This is a genomic window from Mycoplasma sp. 1199 (assembly GCF_034863365.1).
Classification (GTDB): domain Bacteria; phylum Bacillota_I; class Bacilli_A; order Mycoplasmatales; family Metamycoplasmataceae; genus Mycoplasmopsis.
In genome coordinates, this window is record NZ_JAYFFA010000001.1 from 198,854 (window position 1) to 223,206 (window position 24,353).

Genomic DNA, 24,353 nt, shown 5'->3' on the forward strand with positions numbered 1-24,353 from the left:
GTTCATAAAATCAATTTTTTGAATTTTAAAAGCAAAATGTGTAAAAAAATATGAAAAATAAAGTTTTTTATAAAAAATTACATAAAAATAAGATATTAAGATTAATAAGGAGTACAATCAAGATATATAGACATTTTAAAAATTAAAAATGTCAGTCAGGGGTGACTATGTTTAAATTTAGCAAAATTAAAAATAAGTTTAAGAAATTATTTCTAGGGTTATCACTTACATCAATTGGAATTGGTGGTGCGTTTTCTATAAGTGCAAATACAAGTGATATTGCAGAAATTAGAGAAGAACAAAAAGAATTGGAATTAAAAAAATACTTAAAATGTTTGGAAGTATTTAATGATCAATTAAGACCCTTTAGCAAGACATTATTTTCAGATATTCATAAAAAAATGGGAATAGATAATTATATTAACAATCCAGAAGTGGTAAAGAATACAGAAAAAATCAAGATTGGTATTATTGATCTAGGTTTTGTTAATCCCTACCTATTTTTGGGTCGACCTGAAAAAGTGAAGTTATATTTACCAACTTATAGAGGAAACCATAACGAAGAAAGGTTAGCAGTTGATGTTGTAACTGGTAATAATATAATTGATGGTAATTATGACTCCCTAAAAAAAGCATTATCTAAAAATATAAGTGATAATGTTTCTAGAAATTCTGATTCGACTAACAATATGAAGTTCTCTGAAAGAATACTATATGAATTTTTCAATTCACATTCTACACAAATTTCTAATTTAATAGCTGGTGATTCTGGTATTTTAAAAAATGCAGAAATTCACAGTGCTAGTTTAAATAGTTTCACTTATTATAATGATTCTAGAAATGTTGCATTTTATGATTATAAGAAAAATGAAGTTGTTAGAATAGCGAACCCTGATTTAAGAACGAATGAATGAAAAAAATATTCAGACGATCATTTTTATTCTGATTTAAAATCACTTGATTTAATTATAAAGAAGATGCTTGCATCTAAAGTTAACATTATTAATATTAGTGTTGGTTTACAAAGCTTAATGTATAACAGTACAGCTTATAAAGAGTTTTTGAAAAATCTAACAAAACCAGATGAAAATGATACTGCTAAAAAACCTAAATATAAAAATCTGGATGAATTTTGAAAAATTTGTACTGAATTTAAGTGACATTCAAATACTTTTCAAAAGGAACGTCCTGAAGAATTTGAAAAGTTTAAAAAGACATTAATGAACTTGAAACATGAATTTCTATTTGAAATATACCAAAATAATAAACACAAATTTAATCCATTTAAACTTGCTCTTATGTATCCAGGACATCCATTATTCACTTATTTTGATAACAAGAATGATTTTAATAACTGAGGATATAGAAATAACTACATAGAAAAAGTACTTTCATTAGATAGAAATAGATGACATTACTCTAAGTTAAGTGGAATGATAGATGAATATGCAAATAAATATAATGTGAAGTTTTTCATTTCAGCAGGAAATTATGAAAGAGCAAATCTTTTATTAAGATATATAAATACATATACAAATGAGTGAGAAAATAATTGAAAATTACGTTGAAAAATGAATTTCAATCTTAAGGATCAACAAAGTTTTGGATTTATTAAAACTGCACATAATGCAATATATGTTGGTGCGATAGATAGAAAAGGAGAGTTTATGAATTTCTCTGACCAAGGAGCTTTTGATATTAGTGATTTTCCACTCATTGTTAATTATGGCTCTGAAATAGGTAATAAAAATATCTACTATTTTGACTCACCTTATTCAAAATATTTGATTCATATTTATAAGAAGAATTTCATTGGTTTAAGAGGAACGAGTTTCGCAACTCCGTTAGCTGCCAGTTTGGTAGGGTTATATTGCGCTTCAGAGAATAAAAAACCAGGTAAAATAAAGATAAGAGAATTGAGAGCAGCCCTGGCTTCATCATCATTCTATACTGATAACTACCCAACTTATGGATATACACCAAATTTTATGAAAGACATTGATTTAATATATTCAATGAATGATGAACCGATACAAAGTTTACATGATAACAATGCTAGATCTGTGACAGGATTTGGATCTGTTAATTTTGATGTATTGAGAGACACACTAAATAACAAGATATATCTTAATTTACCAAGCAAAAATGACGAAAAAGTACCTCTTATAAAATTAAAGGAAAATAAAAAAGGTTTAACAATTAACTTTAATAAAAATAAGAAAAATAAAAATATTTATGAAGATTTATTAATAAAAAATAAAGATACCATTAAAAAGATTTTAGAGATTGACATTAGTGAAAAAATAATTAAAAAGAATATGAGATTAATATTATCTTGAGATATGCTTGATTTTAATATCAATACTCGCGATTATCGTGAAAATGGTGTTAATATATCTGATGATTTCTATTTAAAAGAAGCAAAAAAAGAATTGACTAATTTATTTGATTTTGAGCTTGAAATTGATTCATTAGTTGGAACTTGATCAAATATTGATGTCAAAGAAAAAACACCATTTACTTGATTAAAAAGCGAAGGTACAAATTCAACGATAGAATTTATAAGAATAAAAGAAGCTGATTTGAAATACGCTCAAAAAATAAAGGTTTATTTGAAACCGAAATCACATGCAAAATACAATGAATTAGTTGACTATAAATATAAATTAATAAACAAAATTTTAAATGATGGATTACTTACTATAACTATATCAGGTGAAACTGATGCGTAAAGCTTTTTTATTATTAACAGTAGGTTCTAGTTTATTTATACCCTTAATTTCTTCAGTCAGCTGTTCAGAAGAAGATGAAAGTAAGTTTTTCACAAAAGAAGAAAAAAAGATAATATGAGGGGGTCAATATAAACCTGAAGAATTTTTTAATGAGTCTTATTCGCTGATAAGTGAAATTAATCAAACAAATGAACTTCAAACAGAAATTAAAAAGATTATTGAAAATATATCTATATATTTAAAGAATTTGTTGTTCTCAAATTCCAATGATAATAAAAATGAATCGTTGATCAATTTTGTCAATGAAAGAAATAAAATTCAATTTTTGATTTCATCAACATTAAATTCAATTGAAGAAAAATATGCGTTATTGAAACAATTAATAGATCCAAATACAGAAAAAGAGCAACCAAAATCTGAATACGAATCATTTAAAATTGAAAAGTTAAATGAACTAAAATCTAAATTATCTCAGTATATGGCTGAAACTAATTTTAATGAAACAATTTTAAACAATGGGTTGGATATAATTAAAAAAATAAGCAATGAAAAAACTCAAAAATATAACTTGAGCAGAAAATTTAAAATTAACTTAAAGTCTTTTAAGAATTTTTATAAAAATTTTGAATGAACATTCGGCAACTCTATATCTAAGTTTGAAAAAGATATTTTCCAAAACAGAAGTGATCAATTTTGATTTTCTGATATCTTATTAACAACATTAAACCATAAAGTTGTGAATAGAATATTTTCAGAAACCACAAATAGTAAAACAAAAGAAGAATTTGTTAAATTAGCAGGTAAATTTATAGATTTCTGAAAATTTAACTATGAAGAAGATAAATTTATTAGTGATCCTAATTTATTAAGATTAATTAAAAATGCAAATATTTGATCAATTAATTATTGAGACTCACTAAGCATAAGCAATGAATCAAGCAATAAGGTTGAAGTAGATTTAATAAACAATAAAAAATACTTTTTCGATCAATTGATTTTTAACAACTACAAATTCAATAAAAATGAAGCTATTCAAATAATTAAAAAAGTATTGGAACTTATGCCGTCTGAGAAAGAATTTGAAGTAGATTCTTCAGAAAAAGATGATCGAAATATATTCCCTGATTGGATAGTAGATAGAAGTGATATTTGAGTCAAAGAGTGAGCTACTACTAAATTTTGAAATTATTACAATAACATATATTTAAATGATATCTCTAGAAAATGAGAAGAATCAAATTTTTGATCTTTAAATACACTAAATACAAATGGTTTCAAAAATCCACAAAATAGAAAATCACAATTCTATAATAATGTAATGAACAAGCGTTTAGAAGATCTTAACCAAAATATCACAACCTTATCAATTGCGCTTGATTGATTTAATCCTGATGAAGATATTTTAATTTGGTATGACCCAGAGGATGGTATTGATAATTGGGTTGCTAATTCTAATATAAATCCATTTAATAATTTATATGTAAAAAATAATAAAGGTAATAAGGTTTTTATTAAAACTCCTAAAAATATTTATTCAACTTTTATGAATAAATTTTTGAGAATATGTCAGTTTATATTGAGGTTTTACTGAATGCTTCCTTCATCTATTTTGGATCTTGAAGGTTTAAGTCATTATGAAGAATTAATTGATTTAGCTAAAATACCAAAAGAATTACTTGAAAAGTCATCTGAAGATATGAAAGAAATATGAGCTGAAATACAGAGCAAACCAGACTTTACTAAGGAAGATATGGAATGATTTAAAATATCTTATTACTTATCTACTTATGGAGAAAATGTTGAATATTTAAAAGAACCAGGGTTGGAAGGTTTCAAAAGAAAAATAAGACAAGGCGACTATTCGCATTTGGGTAATTTATATAATATTTCATATTCATTTACAGAAGATGAAATAAATAATATCAAGCAAAGATATTTCTCGGCTGACGAAATGATGAATTCAAACAATAATAACAACGAATTCTATGAATTAATTGAGCAATTGCAACATATTAAAAATGTAATCGAGACAAGTAGGAACAACAAAAGTTCAAATCATAAGTTTTTCAAACATTTGAAAAATTATGCTGCTAAAAATATTAATTTTAATGAATGATTAAAATTAACAGAAAATCAAAACAATTATTTTAGTGATGATGTTAAATCTAAAACTAATTACCAAATCGATAGAACAATTGAATTTCTCAATGAATTAATCGGCATTCTTAAATATAATTAAAAAAATACAAGCAAATAATTACAGTTTCAGTTGTAATAATTGCTTGTGTTTTTATTTTAATCTCTTAAAGCTAGTGTTATTTGCTCATTTTCTATCTTGTATTCATACTTTTCTGAATCAATTTTGTACTCATATTCATCAAGTTCTGGGAACTTAATTCTAAGAATATACATAATAAGCTCATAAACCATTATCATAGCTCTAACATCATTTTCACAGTACTTTTTAAGTTCAGGAACAATATCGTTTTCTCAATGTGAATCACCAATTAGTTTTGCATGTCTAATTTGCGCTTTTTCCATTGCCATAGTACCTTTTTGAATAACTAATTCTGAATAAGGTGTAATCAATGTTTTGAGTTTTAAATTGTTATGTGTAATGTATTTTTCAACTTTCTTAATGCTACTAAATCTTAGTAGTTCATTAATATAACAAATTCTATCTAATGCAAATGTTTCAATATCACTATTAATTAATTTAACTAATTCTAATGTTTCATTACTTGTGTTTTCTTTAAATACAATGAAATATTTGTCTGAAATTAACCTAGATTTAAGCTCTGTTGATGTTGATTTAAAAATATCATTTAAGTCAATTGCTAAATTGTTGATTTCATTAATTGCCTGTTTGAAGTTAGCTAATGTTTCAAAATGTAAGTGAATTTGCTCTTGAATTTTTTCATTATTATTTTTGTATTCAATTTCAATTAAATTAAGAAGCTCTTTGTTTCTTGTATTTTCATATGTCTTGTTATATACAACGTAACCTTTAGCATCTTTATCGTGAATTATCTTAAACATATATATTGTTTTCGATAAATCAAAGTTTTTTGTGTCTATGACAAAGTTCTCTTTGTAAATTTCTTTACCATTTTGAGTTTTGATAACTGATACCTGGTTAACGATTTGCTGATATGATGATGTACCAGGGATAACTGGATAGATTGATGAAAAACCTTCATAGTCATATCAAACAATTACCGAATCTTTTAAGTGAATTTTAAAGATTTTATCAAGAGCCGCTTTAACATTTATTGCATTTATTTTTTCATATTTGTTAATTAGCTCAAGTACTTTATCTTCAGATTCTTTGACTATTCTACCAAATGAATAAGGTATAAAATCTTTTCCATAAAGATATGCTCTAATAACTAATTTATCAGGTGATTTGAATACATCTGTAGGTATATTAATAAGAGAACTGTTTGAAATCTGTGAGTTTTTGTATGCATTTATATAATCATTTAAACTATTCATTAATTCAAAATTATCTTCAGCATCTTTGCTAAAACAATATCTAAATAAGTTGTAATCAATATTAGATAATTCAGGTGCTAAATAATAAGAATTGATGATTTTGTCAATGTAACTATCAAATGGCTCATAGTAAACATATGATTCAGGTGAACTACCTCTCTTGTCTTTTGTAAGAAAAGCACCATTTGATTTTTCAATTAATGAATTAACTGATTTATAGATATCATGAGTTTCTTTTATTTGGTCTATAAATTCACTAAATGTCTCAATTACATTAGGTATTGCTACAAATTCTTCTAAATTAAGCCCTAAACTTCTATCGCAATAATATCCTCTTTTAGCACTCAAAATAAAGGAATTTGAATTTTTTGTAAAGTTATTTAAGTAGTCTTGTTCATTTCACGAATCATACAATGCAAGTGTTCCTGATTTTAACAATCCGTGTTCAATCAGGGTGAACAAATTATAAAAATCATCTTCACTCATTCAATCTAATTTATCAGATTTATTACTTGGTTTTGAAGGCGATTTTATCTTTGTCATTGCTGAAAAGACTTCATAAAAATCAATCTTTTCTTTTTGTGTTAATCCAAGTTTATTAACAAATGGATTAATAATAATTTCACTAATAGATTCAAGAGGAATATTTGCTTTATTTAGTACGTTGTAGTTATAAAAGTTTTTTTGATATAAATCTTTCTTAGTCTTATCGACATATGATAAACCTACATATTTTTTAAGTTGTTTATCATATATAAGTGCTGATGATGTTAAATAAAATACATCATTTTGATTCTCGATTTTATAAGCAAATGCAGGTTCAATAATTACTTTGATTTTGTCATCATTTAAGTAATTAAGAGTTTGTTGTAATTTGACTTCTAAATTATCAATTTGCTTAATATAACCGACTTCATTTGGTTTATAGTTGTTTTTATTTAAATATCAGTTGTATGCATCTAATTTAAATTGCAAGAATTCAGAAACGTTAACTTTAATAAATTCAACTTGTTCGCTGTTTCCTTGTTTTGCAAAAATTGAATCTAATTCGTGTAAGAAATTATTGCTTCAAACAAGTTTGTCTGAATTTGTATCTAGTTCCATTTGCAAGTTTTGCTGAGTCATAAATTCAGACACTTTATTTGCATCAATTGTATTTTCACTAGTTTCATCCTCATCATCATCTAATTCATCAATATTGCCAAATTTAATATTGCTCAAATAATCATCAATTGATACATTATATTTATCAAAATAAGCTGATTGTTTAATTCAATCAACTAAGTTATTTGAATGAAAAATAAGTAAAGGATTTTTGAAAAAAACCTTTAGAAAGTTGTTTGCAGTTATCTTAATAATATTTTTTTGCTCCATATTTACACCCTTTATTTTGATTATATCAAGTTGTCAATATTTGATTGCAACTTCTGTGTTTGAACCATAGGGATAAATAAAAATATCACCAGAAGAATCTCTGGTAATATTGAGTTATTTATCATTTTTTAAAGTATTCTTGAACTTTTTGATATTAAGAATATCCTTGAATTTGTTAAAGAAGTTTTGGAAGATTGAGAACACTTTTTTCTTAGTTTCATATCTATTTGATGAATTTGCTCCACGTGGAAATAATGGTGCTTTGATAGCTGAATCCAAGGCTTGTCCATCAAATTTTAAGCTTCCACTTTCAAGAGAGTTAAGAATATATTCTTTAGCTTGCTCAGCTTGAATGTTTTGGCTATTAATAATTGTGTTAATTTCTTGTCCAGCTCTTTGATGAACGAATTTTTCTCATTCTTCTCAAGTGTTGATTTCAATTTCATTTTCAGTAGCAGTCTTTGAAATATCTTGAATATTGTATTGGTCAATGAATTCTAAAATAAGATCCTTTTTGTTTCTGAGAGAAGTACTTGATTGTGCAAGTTTACCAACTTCTTTCTTAACTTTTTCAGTATCTGTTTTTTGAGCAAATCTAGTTGCAATTAATCTAATGATGTATTCGACATTAATTTCATCTTGTTGAACTAATTCGATTTCAAAGACAATATCATTGATGATATTTTCTTTGTAAACGTCATTCTTTTCTTTGTCCTTAAATTCATTTCAAATATTTAAGTAGTAAGATTGATAATCTTGCAAGTCTCTGTCAGGAATAATTTCATTAGCATCTTTTTGGAATTCATCAAACACCATTAATGTATTCTTACATTTTAAGATTTTTCCAAATAACTTAGCAAATTCTTTCTTCTTACTTTCAGGGAAGTATTCGATTCTGTGATCTAAATTATCAAGTGGGAATTTTTCTTTTATTTCATTAACATAGTCGATGTAACCTTTGACGTGCACACCTGTTTTCTCATTAGTTTCACCATTTAAGTAGAAGTTATAATCTCTAAATAAAGCTGTATTAGAAGCTTCTTTATCGTTAAGAGCAAATAATGCAATAGCATCTTGAACTTCTTTTCTTAAATCTCTAAAGCAAACTATGTTTCCACATACTTTAACAGAGTTTAAAATTCTGTTTGTTCTTGAAAATGCTTGAATTAAACGGTGATATTCAAGTTTTCTATCAACTCATAAAGTATTTAATGTAGGTGAGTCAAATCCAGTTAAGAACATATCAACAACTATTAAGATATCAATATCTTTGTTTTTCATTCTTAATGAAACATCTTTATAGTAGTTAGCAAACCCTTCGGCACCATCTAATGAGAAGTTAGTTTTGAACATTTGATTATAATCAACCATAGCTTGTGCTAAGAATTCTTTATCAGTTGAATCATAAGTTACATTTGTAGGGATATCAATATCTTCTTCCTCAAAAACTCCTGATTCAGGATCTGGATTAGGTGCATATGTGAATATTGTCGCAATTCTTAAATTTCTATGTTGATCTGCTAATTGTTTTTTGAATTCAAGGTAGTATTTTTTAGCCATCAAGATATTTTCAACTGTAAAAATAGAGTTGAAACCTTGAAGGTTTGTATCAACTTTTAATTCTTTAGCAGTGTTATCCTTGCTTTTAACCATCTCATCATAGTTAACTAATTTAGAAAATGAGTAACCATCTTTTGCTCTGGTTTTTCTATCAAAGTTTTCAAGAATGTACTGAACATTCATTGCGACTCTTTTGTCTGATTCCTTGATACTTTTCTTATCGATTCCATATATTTTCTTATCTTCAATACCAGAAGCAGATTTAAATGTATTCAAGAAATCAACTTTAAATTTAAGAACATTATGGTCTCTAATACCATCTAAAATTGTGTAAGTATGAAGTTGGTCTTTGAATATATCAGTTGTTAGCATTTGTCCATTTGTTGTATTTGCGTTTTCAACAAATATAGGCGTTCCAGTAAATCCAAATAAGAAGTATTTTTTGAACTTGTTAACAATTCTTTTATGCATCTTACCGAATTGTGAACGGTGGCATTCATCAAAGATGAAGACAACTTTTTTATCATATATAGTTGATTTAGGTGTTTTTTCAATAAATTTTGAAAGTTTTTGAATTGTTGTGACTAAGATTTTAGACCTTTCATCTTCAACAGTTTCATTTTCAAGCACTTGACTTAAAATGTTTGTCGATTGTACACCTTTAACACTTCCTTTTTCAAAACGGTTATATTCATTAATTGTTTGGAAGTCTAAGTCTCTTCTGTCTACAACAAAGATAACTTTTTCAATGTCATCTAATTCTTTTGCTAATTCAGCGGTCTTAAATGATGTAAGTGTCTTACCTGAACCGGTAGTATGTCACACATATCCAGTTGCATCTTTTTTACCTCAGTTTCCTAATGAAGACATCATTTTAATTTTTGAAATGATTGCTTCAGTAGCTGCAATTTGATATGGACGCATTACTAATAGTTGCTTATTTGAATCAAAGACACAATATTTAGTAAGAATATTTAATAATGTGTGTCTTGAAAAGAATGTTCTAGTAAAGTCAATAAGATCAGTTATTTTTCTATTCTTACCATCTGCTCAATATGATGTATATTGGAATGATTGTTTACTTTTCTTAACAGCTGAACCAGATTTATTTGATGAAGTTTTTAAATCCCTAGTTGTATTTGAGTAGTATTTTGTTTCAGTCCCATTACTAATGACAAAGATTTGAATAAATTCAAAGAAACCTTCATCAGATCAGAAGCTTTCACTTTGGTATCTTTCAATTTGATTGAAAGCTTCTCTGATGTCTACACCTCTTCTCTTTAGTTCAACGTGAACTAAAGGAAGACCATTTACTAAAATAGTTACATCATATCTATTTTTGTATTTACCATGGTCAGCTTCATATTGATTAATTACTTGAAGTATGTTGCTTTGTGGATTTTTAAAGTCAATTAATCTAATGTTTTTAGTTTGAGATTCACCATTAGATAATTCTCTTTTAAGAGGGATAATGTTATTTTTTTGAATAATTTCAGTTTTTTCTTTAATACCTTTACCTTCTCCTGAAACTTCAGAAAGAATATGTCTTCATTCACTATCTGTAAAAGTAACTTGATTTAATCTTTCAATTTGATTTCTAAAGTTATTTTTAAGTTCTTCTGAATTTTTGATTTGAATATACTCATAACCTTGACTAGTTAGAAGATTAATAAACTCTTTTTCTAAATCGGCTTCTGACTGATAATTTGTAGGTCTTTGTCTTTGTTTTTCAAAATCAAACTCAGCAATAACTGTGTTTTCAGGAGTATGTAATATTGCGTGATTTTCTTTTGCCATAGTAAATCCACCTTTATTTGTTGTTATATGTTGCTTATATTAGTTTTATACAGCTTGGATATAGGTATTAAAGCGTTAATTATTTTTATCTGATAATTTATCAAATATTAAATTTCTATAATATTCATATTGTTGTTGTCTTCTTGCTTCTTCAGCCGGAAGACCTATTTTTAAATTGTTGCACATAGTGTCAAAAGTATCTAGAATCTCAACTATTTTGTTTTGAGTTTCTAGTGATGGTAAAATACATTCTATATCACTAAAATCACTGATTGATAAGAAGGGTTGACTACCCTTTTGGTATTGGTGTAGCTTCATAGAAGATAATAAATAATATATAAATTTGTCATTAGTAATATTTTTTAAGCCCTTAATGATTGTTCCATTATATGTAACAAAATGTTTTCCATCTCCTCAAATAACATTACCTACACTACCTATATGACCTACAATTGCAGAATTTTCATTATTATATTCATCAAAATAAGAAACAATACCATTAGCACCATAAACAGGATAAATTCCGTTTTCTGTGGATGGAATATTGTTTCCCTTTCCATATTTCATTGTCACAAAGTACTTTAACTTAATTTTTATAGTTCCGAATATATATTGAATTAACTTAATTAAACCTGTGGTTAAGTTATCTTCTCTCTCTCTCTCTCTCTCATTAATTTTTCAAATGAGTTAGTTTCAAGATATTCAAAGATTGAATTTCTATAAAATTCGTATTGTTGTTGTCTTTTTATTTCTTCTGCAGGAAGACCAATTTTAAGGTCTTTACAAATTGATTCAAAATTTTCTAGTGTATTAACTATTTTATTTTGTATTTCCAGAGAAGGAACCTTTACTTCAATATCAAAGATATCTGAAGTATTTATATTTGGTTGTGAAGATTTTAAGTAAAACTGTTTAATTCAATTAGGGATTATTTTATTTAGATAAAAGTAAATGAATTTTAGATTAATAATATCTAATTGGGTTTCGATTTTTCCAACCCTTTGATTTATATAGCAGTTTAATTCTTCGCTTGAAAAATAAGTTTTACCAATTGTGTTTCCTGACATAGCTATTAATATGCAATTTTTATTAACTTTGTATTTAGATAAATCATTGTTAGGATATGAACTAAAATTAAATTTTTCAGCATTATTAATGTTTAAATTGTTGTTTTTGTCAATGTTTGCTATTTTTATGATTGATGCTGCAGGTTTGCTATCATCAAAATTTGCATTTGTTAGGAAGTTAAATCCATTTGTAAATTGAATTAGTTTAGATAATTTTAATGAAATAGTTTGATCAAAAATATATTGAATTAACTTAATTAATCCTGTGGTTAAGTTATCTTCTCTCTCTCTCTCTCTCATTAATTTTTCAAATGAGTTAGTTTCAAGATATTCAAAGATAGAGTTTCTATAAAATTCGTATTGTTGTTGTCTTTTTATTTCTTCTGCAGGAAGACCGATTTTAAGATTTTTACAAATTGATTCGAAGTTGTCTAATACATCAGTAATTTTATTTTGAATATCGATTGAAGGGATTGTTATGTCAATTTCTAGAATTTCAGGCATATATGGCATCAATATACCTGCTCCTCTATATGCTTTAGATATAAGATTTTCTTTAGATTTTAGAAAGTAAAATAAATATTTATTTGATAAAACATTTTTATCATATGATGATGCTATTATATTCCCTACGTTTATAAATTTACCATTTCAATATTGAATATAAGGATTTCCACCTCTTGGAATATAAACAATTTCATCGTCATGGATTTCTCCGTTTCATTTTTCAGTTGAAGTAAAAATATTTGATGGTGATGTTGTTAATAATTTTATATTTCCATTATCAACAATTAAATCTTTAGCTTCACTCGCAGAAATATACTGATATTTTGAAATATTTTTTGTTTGTTTATCTTTATCAAAATCATTGAAAATTCTATTTCAAACAGTGACTTCTCAAAGTTTTTTAGTTACACTACCAATTTCTTTTTCTTGATTTGAAAGCAATGAATTTCTGTAGTATTCATACTGTGTGGATCTAGCTTTCAGCTCCGCTTTCAGCTCCGCTGAATATTCGCTAAATTTGTCAAGAATTTCAACTATTTTGTTTTGGACTTGCAAACTAGGCACTATAACTTTAATTCTTTTAGCTGAGTTTAAAGTTAGTTTTGCTCTATTACCAGGTGTGACAAATGATTGTATATTGAAATTAGAAAGATAAAAATATAGATATCTTAAATTTAACTCATTTACATCTTTTTCTTTTATTATATGAGCATGGTTATTAACCCAAAACTTTCCTGAGACAAATTGTAAATAAGGAGTACCATCTTTTTTTACAACACTTCCATCTTCGCCTATCAAAATATAAGTGCCATCAAAAATATAATCATTTACATAATCTTGAATACCATTAGCGCCATAATAAGGGAAGTTACCCTTTATTCTATTTTCACTTGAGATTGGAATTCTTTTGTTGTTTTCAAAAACAACTATTTCTTCAAGTGTTTTGTGTTTTATTGAATCATTATTTATTGTTTCTTTTTGAAGTAATTCTCTAAATAATTTCATTATTCTTCACCTTCAAGTTCAGCAATGATTTTATCGATTTCGCTACGTAAAACAGCTTGACGAGCAACAATTTCTTTAAGTTCTGCGTTAAGTTTCTTAATATCAATAACTTCTCTTGTATCTTCTTTTTCAACATAAGTATTTACAGAAAGGCTGTAATTATTGTTAGCTATATCTTCAGTTCTAACAATTTTAAGGACATTTATTTTATCTTCGTCTGAATTGTATAAGTTAATGATGTTTTGAATGTTTTCGTCAGTTAACTTGTTGTTATTTGCAATTTTAATGAACTCCTTACTTGCGTCAATGAATTTAACTTCATTGCTTGTTTTATTTTTCTTAATTACAAGGATACAAGTTGAAATACTTGTTCCATAGAATAAGTTGTCTGGCAATTGAATAATTGCATCAACAAAGTTGTTATCTACAAAGTATTTTCTGATTTTAGCTTCGGCTCCGGCACGATACATAATTCCAGGGAAACAAACAATTGCAGCTGTACCATCTGCCGAAAGTTTGTGAAGTGCGTGTTGGACGAATGCTCAGTCAGCTTTAGATTTAGGAGCTAACACACCAGCTGGCGCAAATCTAGGATCGGCAATTAATGTTGCATTAGCATCGCCTTCCCATTTAATTGAGTAAGGTGGATTAGAAACGATTACATCAAATGGTTCTTCCTCATCTAAACCAGGATGAGTTAATGTGTCATCACAAATGATTTTAAACTTACTGTAGTTAATATCGTGTAAGAACATATTGATTCTACATAAGTTATAAGTAGAAACATTAATTTCTTGTCCATAAAGACCTTCTTTAATGTTGTTTTTCCCGAGCACTTTAACTGATTGAAGTAATAGAGAACCACTACCAGCACACATATCATAAACTTTTCTAACTTCAGTTCTATTTCCAAGAGCAAGTTTGAAAAGTAATTTACTTACTTCTTGTGGAGTAAAAAATTCACCACCTGATTTACCTGCGTTTTGTGCATACATAGAAATTAAAAACTCATATGCATCACCAAATAAGTCAATAGTGTTGTCTTCAAATTTTCCAAGTTCCATTTTCTTAATACCTGTAAGAAGTGCTCTTAATGTAGCGTTACGTTTTGGAACTGTATTTCCTAATTTGTTGCTGTTAACATCAAAATCTTGGAAAAGACCTTTAAGGTCTCCTTCGCTTGAACGACCTTTTGCAGAGTTTTCAATGTTTTTAAAGATGTTTTCAAGTGTTTCATTTAAGTTTTCATCATTAGCAGCATTAACTTCAACATTTGTGAAAAGTTCTGATGGGTAAATGAAAAACCCTTTTGCAGAAATGATAGCTTCCTTGATGCTATTGGTAATTTCGTCATCACTTAAAGCTTCATAATTAAACTCTAAATCACCACTTTCGTGTTGAATGCTATTTACATATCTTGTGATACTTTCTGAAATAAAACGATAAAAAAGTGTTCCAAGTACATAGTTTTTAAATTCTCAGCCGTCAACTTGACTTCTTAATTGGTCAGCTATATTTCAAATTGTTTTATGTAATTCAGCTCTTTGTGTTTCTTTTGTGTTGTCCATAAGTTCCTTTCGATTTAAGACCTCTTTATAGTTATTTTCAATTATATATTATATTAAAATATTTTATATTTTAATGCTGGATATACGTTATTGTGGTGTTATTTTTTTATTTAAAAAAATATTCAACACTTAGTCAGTTCATATAACTATTTTTTATAATAAATCGATAACCTTCGTTACCTATACCTATTCTAAAAAACAAAAAATAAACAGAATTACAAAAAATATAAGAGAAATTGTTATTGCTTAAAAATAAAAAATATATTTTCTGATTAAAATTAATTTCTTAATTAAATATGTTATGCACTACTAATTTAACATTATCATAGTAAGTGTTAGAATGAAATGTTTTATTCAAAATTATCGAATTTGTATTAAAAGCGATTTAGTATGTAGCATAAAAAAGATATAAAAAAAGCTATGTTTCCGTAACATAGCAAACAATATATCCTGTGCACTCGCCTGTGTATGTAAACTATCAACCATACAAGTGACTCAAGTTTTCAAGCCTTTTGAACAAAATGTCATTTTTATTATATCACCATAAAATTATTTATTAATGTATATTTAGATAATCTTGATAGTAAATACAAGTTATTATCATCCTAGCTTTTGCTTTTTTCTCTGTTGAATAATTCACCTATTTCAAATAAAGCTTCAGAAAGTGTTAATTCACTATTGTTATTATCATCTTTATTTTTTCTTAAAAGCGGTATGCTTATAAAATCTTCAGGTTTATCAAAGTGTCTATTAATTTCTTCAGAAGATATTTTAGTTGAGTCATTAGCAAAGGTAAAACCTGCTTTTTTCAATGAAAGGCCAAAAAAGATTCTATATGGTAATTTGTATTTTCTAATAACGTAATCTATATTTAGATTTTTTGAAAATTCTGACATTACATCTTTGTCAGGATAAAAGAATATATTGGATAAGTAATGCAATTTATCATAAATTCTTTTAAAAGTATTATCTACAGTAATGTCATTAAAATTCTCAATAATAGTCCCTTCATCTGTAATATCTCTTATAGAATGGATAATTGTACTTTTTAATTTATTCTCATTTGGATCTTTATATACTTCCTGTAAGGTATATTGATTTTTATTTAATGCTATTTGAGACATTATTTTATTTATCACAACCCATGATACTTTTCTATTCAAATCAAATTGATTTTTCATATAGATTTCTTTGAATAATTTTTTATCCATAATTTGAATAGAAGTTGTATCAACATATGAATCGTATTTTAATCCTGTATTTTTATCAATTGCTTGTATTAATACTTCTCCTAATTTAGGAACTTTATAGAAGAAAGGAGATTTTCATATATCAATTTTTGGTTGATTTTTCTTTTTCTTAATTGCAGTTCTTAAATTTAAATAACAAACTTTATGACCTATATAGAATGCTATAATGGGTCTGTTATTACTTCTTCATTCATCTTTATTATTTTTTTGAAAATTTGCTCTTACTTCAATAGTGCCATAGTGATTTTCATCATTATCATATGGAGATATTAAATTACCTTTATTATCAAAACAAGAACTAGGATTTTGTTTATTGAATTTTGTTCTTTTTTTATTTCTGAAGATTAACATATAAAAATTATAATAAAAAAGCCATGTTTTCATCTAGAAAACACGCCCATACTATTCTGTTTCTGCGCACGGTCACCTGATATATAAACTATCAGCTCTACAAGCGACTCAAGCTTTCAAGTGTCTCATATATCAAATGTTAATTATATTATAACAACTTTTTACAATTTTTCTGAAAAAATTTATAAAAATTTATATTTTTTTAAAATCTGATATCAAAATATTTTAAAAATAATTATATTATTATTTCTATTATTCTTGATTTAGGATTATTATAGCCAAAAATTAATTTTTTATCCTTTTTATTTTAATGTTTCTCTAACCAAAAAAGTATAAAAAAATTACCAACTAAGTTGAAAATTCAATATTTTTGCCAATTAGAATCCATAAAATTTTAGTGTGTGGATTTTGATATCTTACTAAAACTTAATTTATGGATTTTTCTATTATTTTATTAACTTATTTCACCAATTTTAGCAACCTAAAAAAATATTGTAAAAAAGGTGATATAACTTTCTAAAAGTATTAAAATAGAAACATGCTACCAATTAAAAAGGCTATAAAAAAAATGACATATATGCAAATGCATACTTTTATATTTGCAATCTTTTTTTTATTAATTTCTGTAGTGTTTTTATCTCTTATAGGAATTAATCGTGGTCTATTTTTTGGGTATGCATTAGGTGGTCTACTAATTTATTTTTTATTTAAATTAAACTGACTTTTTGCGTATTTATTTCTAAGAAATAAAAAAACAAAATTGTATGCTTTATCGATTTTAAAATCAGTTTTATTTTTCTTAATTTTAGGTGCGATCGTGTACTTAATGTTTTTTATTAATACAGAGTACCTAAAACAAATGCAGATTACCGAATATTCAGTATTGCAAGTATTAGATCAGCCATTTAATTTCTTTGCATTTGCTGGAGGAATATTAACTAATGTTTTTGTGATTATCATCACAGAAATAGTTAATAAAAAAATAAGAAACTAAAAAGAAAGGAGATGAGCAGGATGGATACATTTTTAAAAGGTCTTTGAGTTTGAAATCAACCACAAATGTTATCGCTTGTAGTTACTGTTTTTATAGTGCTAATTATTTGTTTAGTTGTCTATTTCAAAGTATCAAAAATTAAACCAAATGAAGCTCCGAAAGGTGTAGCACTCATTGCTGAAGGTTATGTTAAGTTCATTGACAAAACTTTTGATGATGCAACTGGTGGAACACAAGTGCAAAATTCAAGATACTATATTTTGACTTTAGCTACTTTTATTCTAATCGGTAACCTTACAGCTGTCTTTGGTTTAGAACCAATCGTAACATCTTATTCAGTTCCGTTAACATTAGCTTTAATGAGCTGACTTGGTATCTTTGTTTGTGGTGCAGTATACCGTAAGTGAAGATATCTAAAATCATTTATCAACCCACTTGATTTACCTGGTAAAGTATCTCCTCTTATTTCTCTTAGTTTTCGTATTTATGGAAATGTTATAGGAGGATCTACAGTTATTTTCTTATTTTATTCATTCTGTGGGTGAATATGGACAAAAGTAACAGGGTCAAGTAATCAACAATTCTTCTTTGGATTGATTTTATCACCTGCATTACACTTTTATTTTGACTTATTCGGCTCTACTTTACAAGCTTACATATTTTCACTTTTAACACTTGTATACTGAACTATTGAGTCAACTGCAGAAGAAGTTAAGCCTAAAAAACTTAAAAAAGGTAAATCAAAAATTGTAAGAAGTAACAAAAACCTTAATTCACAATTATCACAAGCAATTTATTAAATAGAAAAGAGGATTAATTATGATTGAAACAGTAACAAAATTTTTAGAAGAAACTGCAAACAACACTACTCAAGCAGCTGCACAAAATGGTGGAGACATCAAATCAGGTCTTGTTGCTATTGGTGCAGGATTAGCTGCAATCGGTGTTTTAGGAACAGGTATCGGACAAGGTTATGCTGCTGGTAAAGCTGCAGAAGCTGTTGGAAGAAATCCTGAAGCAGAATCAAAAATCCGTTTAATGTTAATTATCGGTGTTGGTATTGCTGAAACAGCTGCTATTTATGCATTTATTATTGCTTTATTATTAATGTTCATTAAATAATAACTATGGTTCAAAATTTAATTTATCTTAAGCAAGAATCATTGAATCAACAAGTCCAAGAAAAATTCAACGGACTATTTCCGAGTGTTCCAATGATGATTGCTACTATCATCGCTTTTTTAATTGTGTTTTTATTACTTACATATCTTTTATATAAACCAGTTAAAAAGATGATGAAAAATAGAACAAATTTCATCCAAGAAAATATCAACAGTGCTATTAAACAAAAAGAAGACAGCTTACAAGTTTTAAACGATGCAAACGAAAAACTTAAAGAAGCTCACAAGCAAGCAGATAGCATTGTTAACAAAGCAAAAATAAAAGCTGGTGAAGTTTCTAAAACTTATATTGACAAAGCAAAAGCTGAATCATATAGATTACTTGAAGAAACTAACCAAGATATAGCGTTGCAAAAGAAAGAATTTGATGCTAATGCTAAAAAATATGTAATCCAAGTAGCTACAGAATTAGCAGAGAAAATCTTACGTAAAGAAATTTCTCCACAAACTCAAGATGAAATTATTAAAAACTATCTTGAATCAAGTGAGTAATTAACTTTTACAGCTATATAACTACTATAAAAGTAAAATAGCAAAACTTTTAAGATTTTATTATGTACAAAAAAAGAAATACATCTGCATATGCAGTAGCAATTTATGACTTGGTCAAAAAACAAGATAAATTTAAATTAATTCAACCTCAATTTGAGGCTGTTAAAGATTTAATTGACACAATTCCAGGCTTTATCGAATATTTAGGAAATGACTTAATTCCTGAAGCTGAAAGATTCAAAACAATCGATATGGCTTTTGATAAAAATCAGTTTGACTATATTGTAATTAACTCAATTAAAGTTATAGTTCAAAGAAAAATGGTGTCTCAATTAAAAAACATAATCATTGAATATTTAAAGTTATCAAATGATGCATTAAGAATTCGTTATGTATTAGTTGAATCAGCTTTCCCATTAAGTGATGAGCAACTTCAACAAATCAATGACAAACTTCAAAAAGTTACAAGACGTACAATCGAAATTCACAATGTAATTAACCCAAATATTATTAGTGGATTTAGAATTGTTTCTAAAACTGAAGTTATTGAAATGAACATACTACATGACTTAAACAAAATCAAAAACGAAATTATTTTTAAACAAAAAGAAAAGGAGGTGTAATTTATGGCTATCAAATTAGATGATATTTCTGCAATCATTAAAGAAAGAATTCAAAACATTGGTAAAGTAGCTGACAGATCAGAAATTGGTCAAGTTATTTCAATTGGTGATGGTATTGCTGTTGTATCAGGTCTTCAAAAGGTTAAAAACGCAGAAATCGTAGTTTTTGACAACGGTGTTTATGGACTTACTTTAAACCTTGAAGAAGAAACAGTTGGAGTTGCTTTATTTGGTGATGCTAACTCTGTTTCTGAAGGAGTCATTGTTAAAAGAACAGGTCAAGTTATTGACGTAAATGTTGGTGATGCTCTTTTAGGTAGAGTTGTTAACGCTCTTGGAGAACCAATTGATGGCAAAGGTAAAATTCAAGGAACAATTAAAAGTGAAATCTTCAAAATTGCTCCTGGTGTTATGACTAGAGAAGAAGTTAACCAACCACTTGAAACAGGTATTATTGCAATTGACTCAATGATTCCAATCGGTAAAGGTCAAAGAGAGCTTATTATCGGTGACCGTCAAACTGGTAAAACAGCTATGGCTATTGATGCTATCATCAACCAAAAAGGTAAAAACGTTAAGTGTGTTTACGTAGCAATTGGACAAAAGAACTCAACAGTTGCGCAAATTGTTAACAAACTTAATGAATTTGGTGCACTTGATTACACAGCAGTAGTTGTTGCAGGAGCTTCAGAATTAGCTCCACAACAATACATTGCTCCATATACAGGAGTTACTATTGCAGAATACTGAATGTCTCAAGGACAAGACGTATTAATTGTTTATGATGATTTATCAAAACACGCAGTTGCATATAGAACGCTTTCACTTCTTTTAAGAAGACCACCTGGTCGTGAAGCTTACCCTGGAGACGTTTTCTACTTGCACTCTCAACTTTTAGAGCGTGCAGCTAGACTTAACAAAGAAAATGGTGGAGGTTCAATTACTGCTCTTCCAATTATTGAAACTCAACAAGGGGATATTTCAGCTTACATTCCAACTAACGTAATTTCAATTACAGATGGTCAAATTTTCACAAAAGAATCACTATTTAACTCAGGACAAAGACCTGCTGTTGATATCGGTTTCTCAGTTTCTCGTGTTGGTTCAGCTGTGCAAATTAAAGCTATGAAACAAGTTGTTGGTTCACTTAAACTTGAACTTGCTCAATACAACGAAATGTTAGCTTTTGCTCAATTTGGTTCTGACCTTGATGAGTCAACTAAATCAATTTTAGAACACGGTGCTAAAGTATATGAACTTTTAAAACAAGAACAATACTTTGCGATTCCACAAGTTACACAAGCTATTATTCTTTTAGGAGTTAAAGAAAGAATTATTAACCCACTTCCAAAAGAATACATTAAAGAATACAGAGACAACGTTATTGCATTTGTAAACAAAACAGCTGAAGGTATGGAACTTTTCTCAAACATTGCTTCAAAAGGTTTATTCACACCTGAAGACTACCAAACAACAGAAAAAGTATTAGTTAAGATAGTACAAAACATCATCGCTACAATTCCTAACTATGATCCTAAGTTGCATAAAGCATTTCCTAAAAAATACAATGACTTACTTAAATAATTAAAATGGCAAACTTAAATTCAATTAAAAATAGAATTAATGTAATTAACAATACCAAAAAGATTACTAATGCTATGCAATTAGTATCAACTGCTAAATTACGTAGAATTAGAACTGAATTTGAAAGTATTGAAACATATTTAAATTCACTAAACGAAATGTTTAGAGAATTAGCATCACACGTTGAACCGAGAGAGTTTTACTCAATTTTCCCTAAAAACACTAATGTTGATTCTGATTTACACATCATCATCACATCTGATTTAGGATTATGCGGTTCATACAATACTAATATTGTTAAATTACTTAAAGAAACTCTTAAACCAAGCGACAAAATCATTGTGCTCGGAGGAAAAGGACTTGCTCTATTGCATTCATTTAAATATGATGAACAAGTCATTTCTAAATACACAGAACTAGGAGATAAAATCTCTTATGAACTTGGTTCTGTTGTATCTAAAAAAGCTTTTGAAGAATATTCAAACAAAAGAGTTGCTAACATTTACATCTATTACACAGAATTTATTAACAACATTACACAGGAAGCTAAAAAACTTAAACTTTTCCCACTAGACATTGAATCTGAAAATGCTAGTGTGCAAGCTAGAAACACAATTGAATTTGAACCTAACTCAGAAGTGGTGCTTAAAAACTCAATTCCACTTTACTTAGCAAGTATGGTTTATGGACTTGCTACAGGTTCAAAAGTTTCAGAAATCGCTTCAAGACGTAATGCTATGGAAAATGCTACAAATAATGCAACAGACTTAGTTGATGAGTTAAGATTACAATTTAACAGAAAACGTCAAGGTAACATAACTCAAGAAATCAATGAAATTGTAGCTGGTGCAGATGCTACTTAATTAAAATAAGGAGGAATGAATGGTAAAAAACAAAGGAATTATCGTTCAAATCTTAGGTCCAGTTGTGGACGTTAGATTTGAAGAAGGAAAATTACCTCACTTACTTAATGCTGTTGAATTAGAACATGATGGAAAAGTTTACACATTCGAAGTTGCTCAACACATTGGGGATGATACAGCTCGTACAATCTCAATGGTTTCTACAAATGGACTTCAAAGAGGAATGGTTGTAACTGACACAGGTGCACCAATTTCTGTACCTGTAGGAAACGTTGTTTTAGGTAGAATGTTTGACGTTTTAGGGAACCCAATTGACAACTTGCCTTTACCAAAAGACATTGAAAGAGATCCTATCCACGCACTAGCACCTTCTTATGAAGAACAAAAAAGTTCATCAGAAGTGCTTGAAACTGGAATTAAAGTTATTGACCTGCTTATTCCTTATGCAAAGGGTGGAAAAATTGGTCTTTTTGGTGGAGCTGGAGTTGGTAAAACAGTTCTTGTTCAAGAACTTATTAACAACATAGCTACAGAGCACAATGGACTTTCAGTATTTGCTGGAGTTGGAGAAAGAACACGTGAAGGAAATGACCTTTACTATGAAATGAAAGCTGCAGGAGTTTTAGATAAAACTGCACTTGTATTTGGACAAATGAACGAACCACCTGGGGCACGTATGAGAGTCGCTCTTACAGGTCTTACAATGGCTGAATACTTTAGAGATAAACAAAATCAAGACGTACTTTTATTCGTTGACAACATCTTTAGATTTACACAAGCTGGTTCAGAGGTTTCTGCTCTTTTAGGACGTATGCCATCAGCTGTTGGTTACCAACCGACACTTGCTACAGAAATGGGTGCTCTTCAAGAAAGAATTACTTCAACACGTAGAGGTTCAATTACATCAGTTCAAGCTGTTTATGTGCCTGCTGATGACTTAACTGATCCAGCACCTGCTACAACTTTCACTCACTTAGATGCTAAAACAGTTCTTGACCGTGGAACAGCAGCACTTGGAATTTATCCAGCTATTGACCCACTTAACTCTTCATCAAGATTACTTGATCCATTAATTGTTGGATATGAACACTACGAAACAGCTCAAGAAGTTGTTGCAATCTTACAAAGATTTAAAGAACTTCAAGATATTATTGCGATCTTAGGGATGGGTGAATTATCTGAAGAAGATAAGAAAATTGTTAACAGAGCAAGAAGAATTAGACAATTCTTATCTCAACCTTTCACAGTTGCTGAAAAATTCAGTGGTATTAAAGGTAGATATGTTCCATTATCTGAAACAATTAGAAGTTTCAAAGTTATTCTTTCAGGTGAATTAGATAACCTTCCAGAAGAAATGTTCAGATATGCTGGAAGCATTGATGATGTTATTGAACGTTACAAAAAATATCAAGAAGAAAATAACATTTCAACTGAATCATCAACAGATAAAAAATAATGAATAATACAACTCATTTATTAATCACAGTACCATCAGGTGTATTTTATGAAGGTGATGTAAACATTGTTACATTAAAAACAGCATCAGGTTACATCGGGCTTCAAGCTAATAGAACACCACTTTTCTCAAACATTGAAATTTGCAACTTATCAATCAAACCTGAAAATGGTGAAGAAATTCGTTGCTACATCGGTGGTGGTCTTGTATATGCTGATGAGAAAAAAGTATCAATCATAACAGATGATATTATCAATGTTAAAAACATTGATGTCCAAAGAGCGCTTCGTGACCGTGATAAACTTATTAAACAAATCGAAGAGGCTTCACACAATGATTCAGTAAACAAAACAAAATTAGAGTCTAAACTTAAAAAAGCTCTTTTTAAAATTGATGCATACAATTTATTCAATAAATAATATTTGCAACCTTTTTAGGTTGCTTTTATTATGAG

General features: G+C 27.9%; 17 protein-coding genes. 11 read left to right on the forward strand and 6 right to left on the reverse strand.

Annotated features, from left to right (window positions below; genetic code table 4):
• Positions 1 to 167 precede the first annotated feature (167 nt).
• Together VBM89_RS00850 and VBM89_RS00855 are read left to right on the forward strand one after the other, a co-directional pair.
• Positions 168 to 2,732, forward strand: coding sequence for a S8 family serine peptidase (locus tag VBM89_RS00850; protein WP_323188442.1), 2,565 nt, complete (start codon positions 168 to 170; stop codon positions 2,730 to 2,732).
• Positions 2,725 to 4,971 carry a hypothetical protein gene (locus VBM89_RS00855; protein WP_323188443.1) on the forward strand — a complete coding sequence of 749 codons (2,247 nt, stop codon included), beginning with the start codon at positions 2,725 to 2,727 and terminating at the stop codon, positions 4,969 to 4,971. Before VBM89_RS00850 ends, VBM89_RS00855 begins: the two co-directional genes overlap by 8 nt.
• A 56-nt stretch (positions 4,972 to 5,027) precedes the next feature.
• Here the strand turns inward: VBM89_RS00855 and VBM89_RS00860 are convergent, their stop codons facing one another.
• The 6 genes from VBM89_RS00860 to VBM89_RS00885 form a co-directional block, all read right to left on the reverse strand.
• Positions 5,028 to 7,601 carry a UU173 family protein gene (locus tag VBM89_RS00860; protein WP_323188444.1) on the reverse strand — a complete coding sequence of 858 codons (2,574 nt, stop codon included), beginning with the start codon at positions 7,599 to 7,601 and terminating at the stop codon, positions 5,028 to 5,030.
• A gap of 114 nt (positions 7,602 to 7,715) precedes the next feature.
• Positions 7,716 to 10,958, reverse strand: coding sequence for a type I restriction endonuclease subunit R (locus VBM89_RS00865; protein ID WP_323188445.1), 3,243 nt, complete (start codon positions 10,956 to 10,958; stop codon positions 7,716 to 7,718).
• A gap of 75 nt (positions 10,959 to 11,033) precedes the next feature.
• Complete coding sequence (locus tag VBM89_RS00870) at positions 11,034 to 11,525, reverse strand: restriction endonuclease subunit S (RefSeq protein ID WP_323188446.1); 492 nt, start codon at positions 11,523 to 11,525, stop codon at positions 11,034 to 11,036.
• A 71-nt stretch (positions 11,526 to 11,596) separates the two neighbouring features.
• Positions 11,597 to 13,537 (reverse strand): restriction endonuclease subunit S, encoded by a 1,941-nt coding sequence (locus VBM89_RS00875; protein WP_323188447.1) that lies wholly within the window; start codon positions 13,535 to 13,537, stop codon positions 11,597 to 11,599.
• Positions 13,537 to 15,105: a type I restriction-modification system subunit M gene (locus tag VBM89_RS00880; RefSeq protein WP_323188448.1), complete on the reverse strand. Its 1,569-nt coding sequence runs from the start codon at positions 15,103 to 15,105 to the stop codon at positions 13,537 to 13,539. Before VBM89_RS00880 ends, VBM89_RS00875 begins: the two co-directional genes overlap by 1 nt.
• Positions 15,106 to 15,710: 605 nt before the next feature.
• Positions 15,711 to 16,706, reverse strand: coding sequence for an Mbov_0400 family ICE element protein (locus tag VBM89_RS00885; RefSeq protein WP_323188449.1), 996 nt, complete (start codon positions 16,704 to 16,706; stop codon positions 15,711 to 15,713).
• 538 nt (positions 16,707 to 17,244) lie between these two features.
• Here VBM89_RS00885 and VBM89_RS00890 point away from each other — a divergent pair.
• The 9 genes from VBM89_RS00890 to atpC all read left to right on the forward strand — a co-directional run bounded on the left by VBM89_RS00890 (position 17,245) and on the right by atpC (position 24,318).
• Complete coding sequence (locus VBM89_RS00890; RefSeq protein WP_323177417.1) at positions 17,245 to 17,700, forward strand: hypothetical protein; 456 nt, start codon at positions 17,245 to 17,247, stop codon at positions 17,698 to 17,700.
• Between the two features lie 20 nt (positions 17,701 to 17,720).
• The gene (locus tag VBM89_RS00895; RefSeq protein ID WP_323177418.1) at positions 17,721 to 18,500 is read left to right on the forward strand and encodes a F0F1 ATP synthase subunit A; all 780 of its coding nucleotides are present in this window, start codon (positions 17,721 to 17,723) and stop codon (positions 18,498 to 18,500) included.
• 19 nt (positions 18,501 to 18,519) lie between these two features.
• A complete protein-coding gene (atpE, locus tag VBM89_RS00900; protein WP_257088737.1) occupies positions 18,520 to 18,822 on the forward strand; it encodes an ATP synthase F0 subunit C in 303 nt (100 codons plus the stop codon).
• 5 nt (positions 18,823 to 18,827) lie between these two features.
• Positions 18,828 to 19,373, forward strand: a complete 546-nt coding sequence (gene atpF / locus VBM89_RS00905) for a F0F1 ATP synthase subunit B (RefSeq protein WP_257088735.1) — start codon at positions 18,828 to 18,830, stop codon at positions 19,371 to 19,373.
• Between the two features lie 62 nt (positions 19,374 to 19,435).
• Positions 19,436 to 19,996, forward strand: a complete 561-nt coding sequence (gene atpH / locus VBM89_RS00910) for an ATP synthase F1 subunit delta (RefSeq protein WP_323177420.1) — start codon at positions 19,436 to 19,438, stop codon at positions 19,994 to 19,996.
• Positions 19,997 to 19,999: 3 nt separating this feature from the next.
• Positions 20,000 to 21,580 (forward strand): F0F1 ATP synthase subunit alpha, encoded by a 1,581-nt coding sequence (atpA, locus tag VBM89_RS00915; RefSeq protein ID WP_323188450.1) that lies wholly within the window; start codon positions 20,000 to 20,002, stop codon positions 21,578 to 21,580.
• Positions 21,581 to 21,585: 5 nt separating this feature from the next.
• A complete protein-coding gene (atpG, locus tag VBM89_RS00920) occupies positions 21,586 to 22,443 on the forward strand; it encodes an ATP synthase F1 subunit gamma (RefSeq protein WP_323176569.1) in 858 nt (285 codons plus the stop codon).
• 19 nt (positions 22,444 to 22,462) lie between these two features.
• Positions 22,463 to 23,899, forward strand: a complete 1,437-nt coding sequence (gene atpD / locus VBM89_RS00925) for a F0F1 ATP synthase subunit beta (RefSeq protein WP_323176570.1) — start codon at positions 22,463 to 22,465, stop codon at positions 23,897 to 23,899.
• A complete protein-coding gene (gene atpC / locus VBM89_RS00930) occupies positions 23,899 to 24,318 on the forward strand; it encodes an ATP synthase F1 subunit epsilon (protein ID WP_257088725.1) in 420 nt (139 codons plus the stop codon). The genes atpD and atpC overlap by 1 nt, the downstream gene beginning before the upstream one ends.
• Positions 24,319 to 24,353 lie beyond the last annotated feature (35 nt).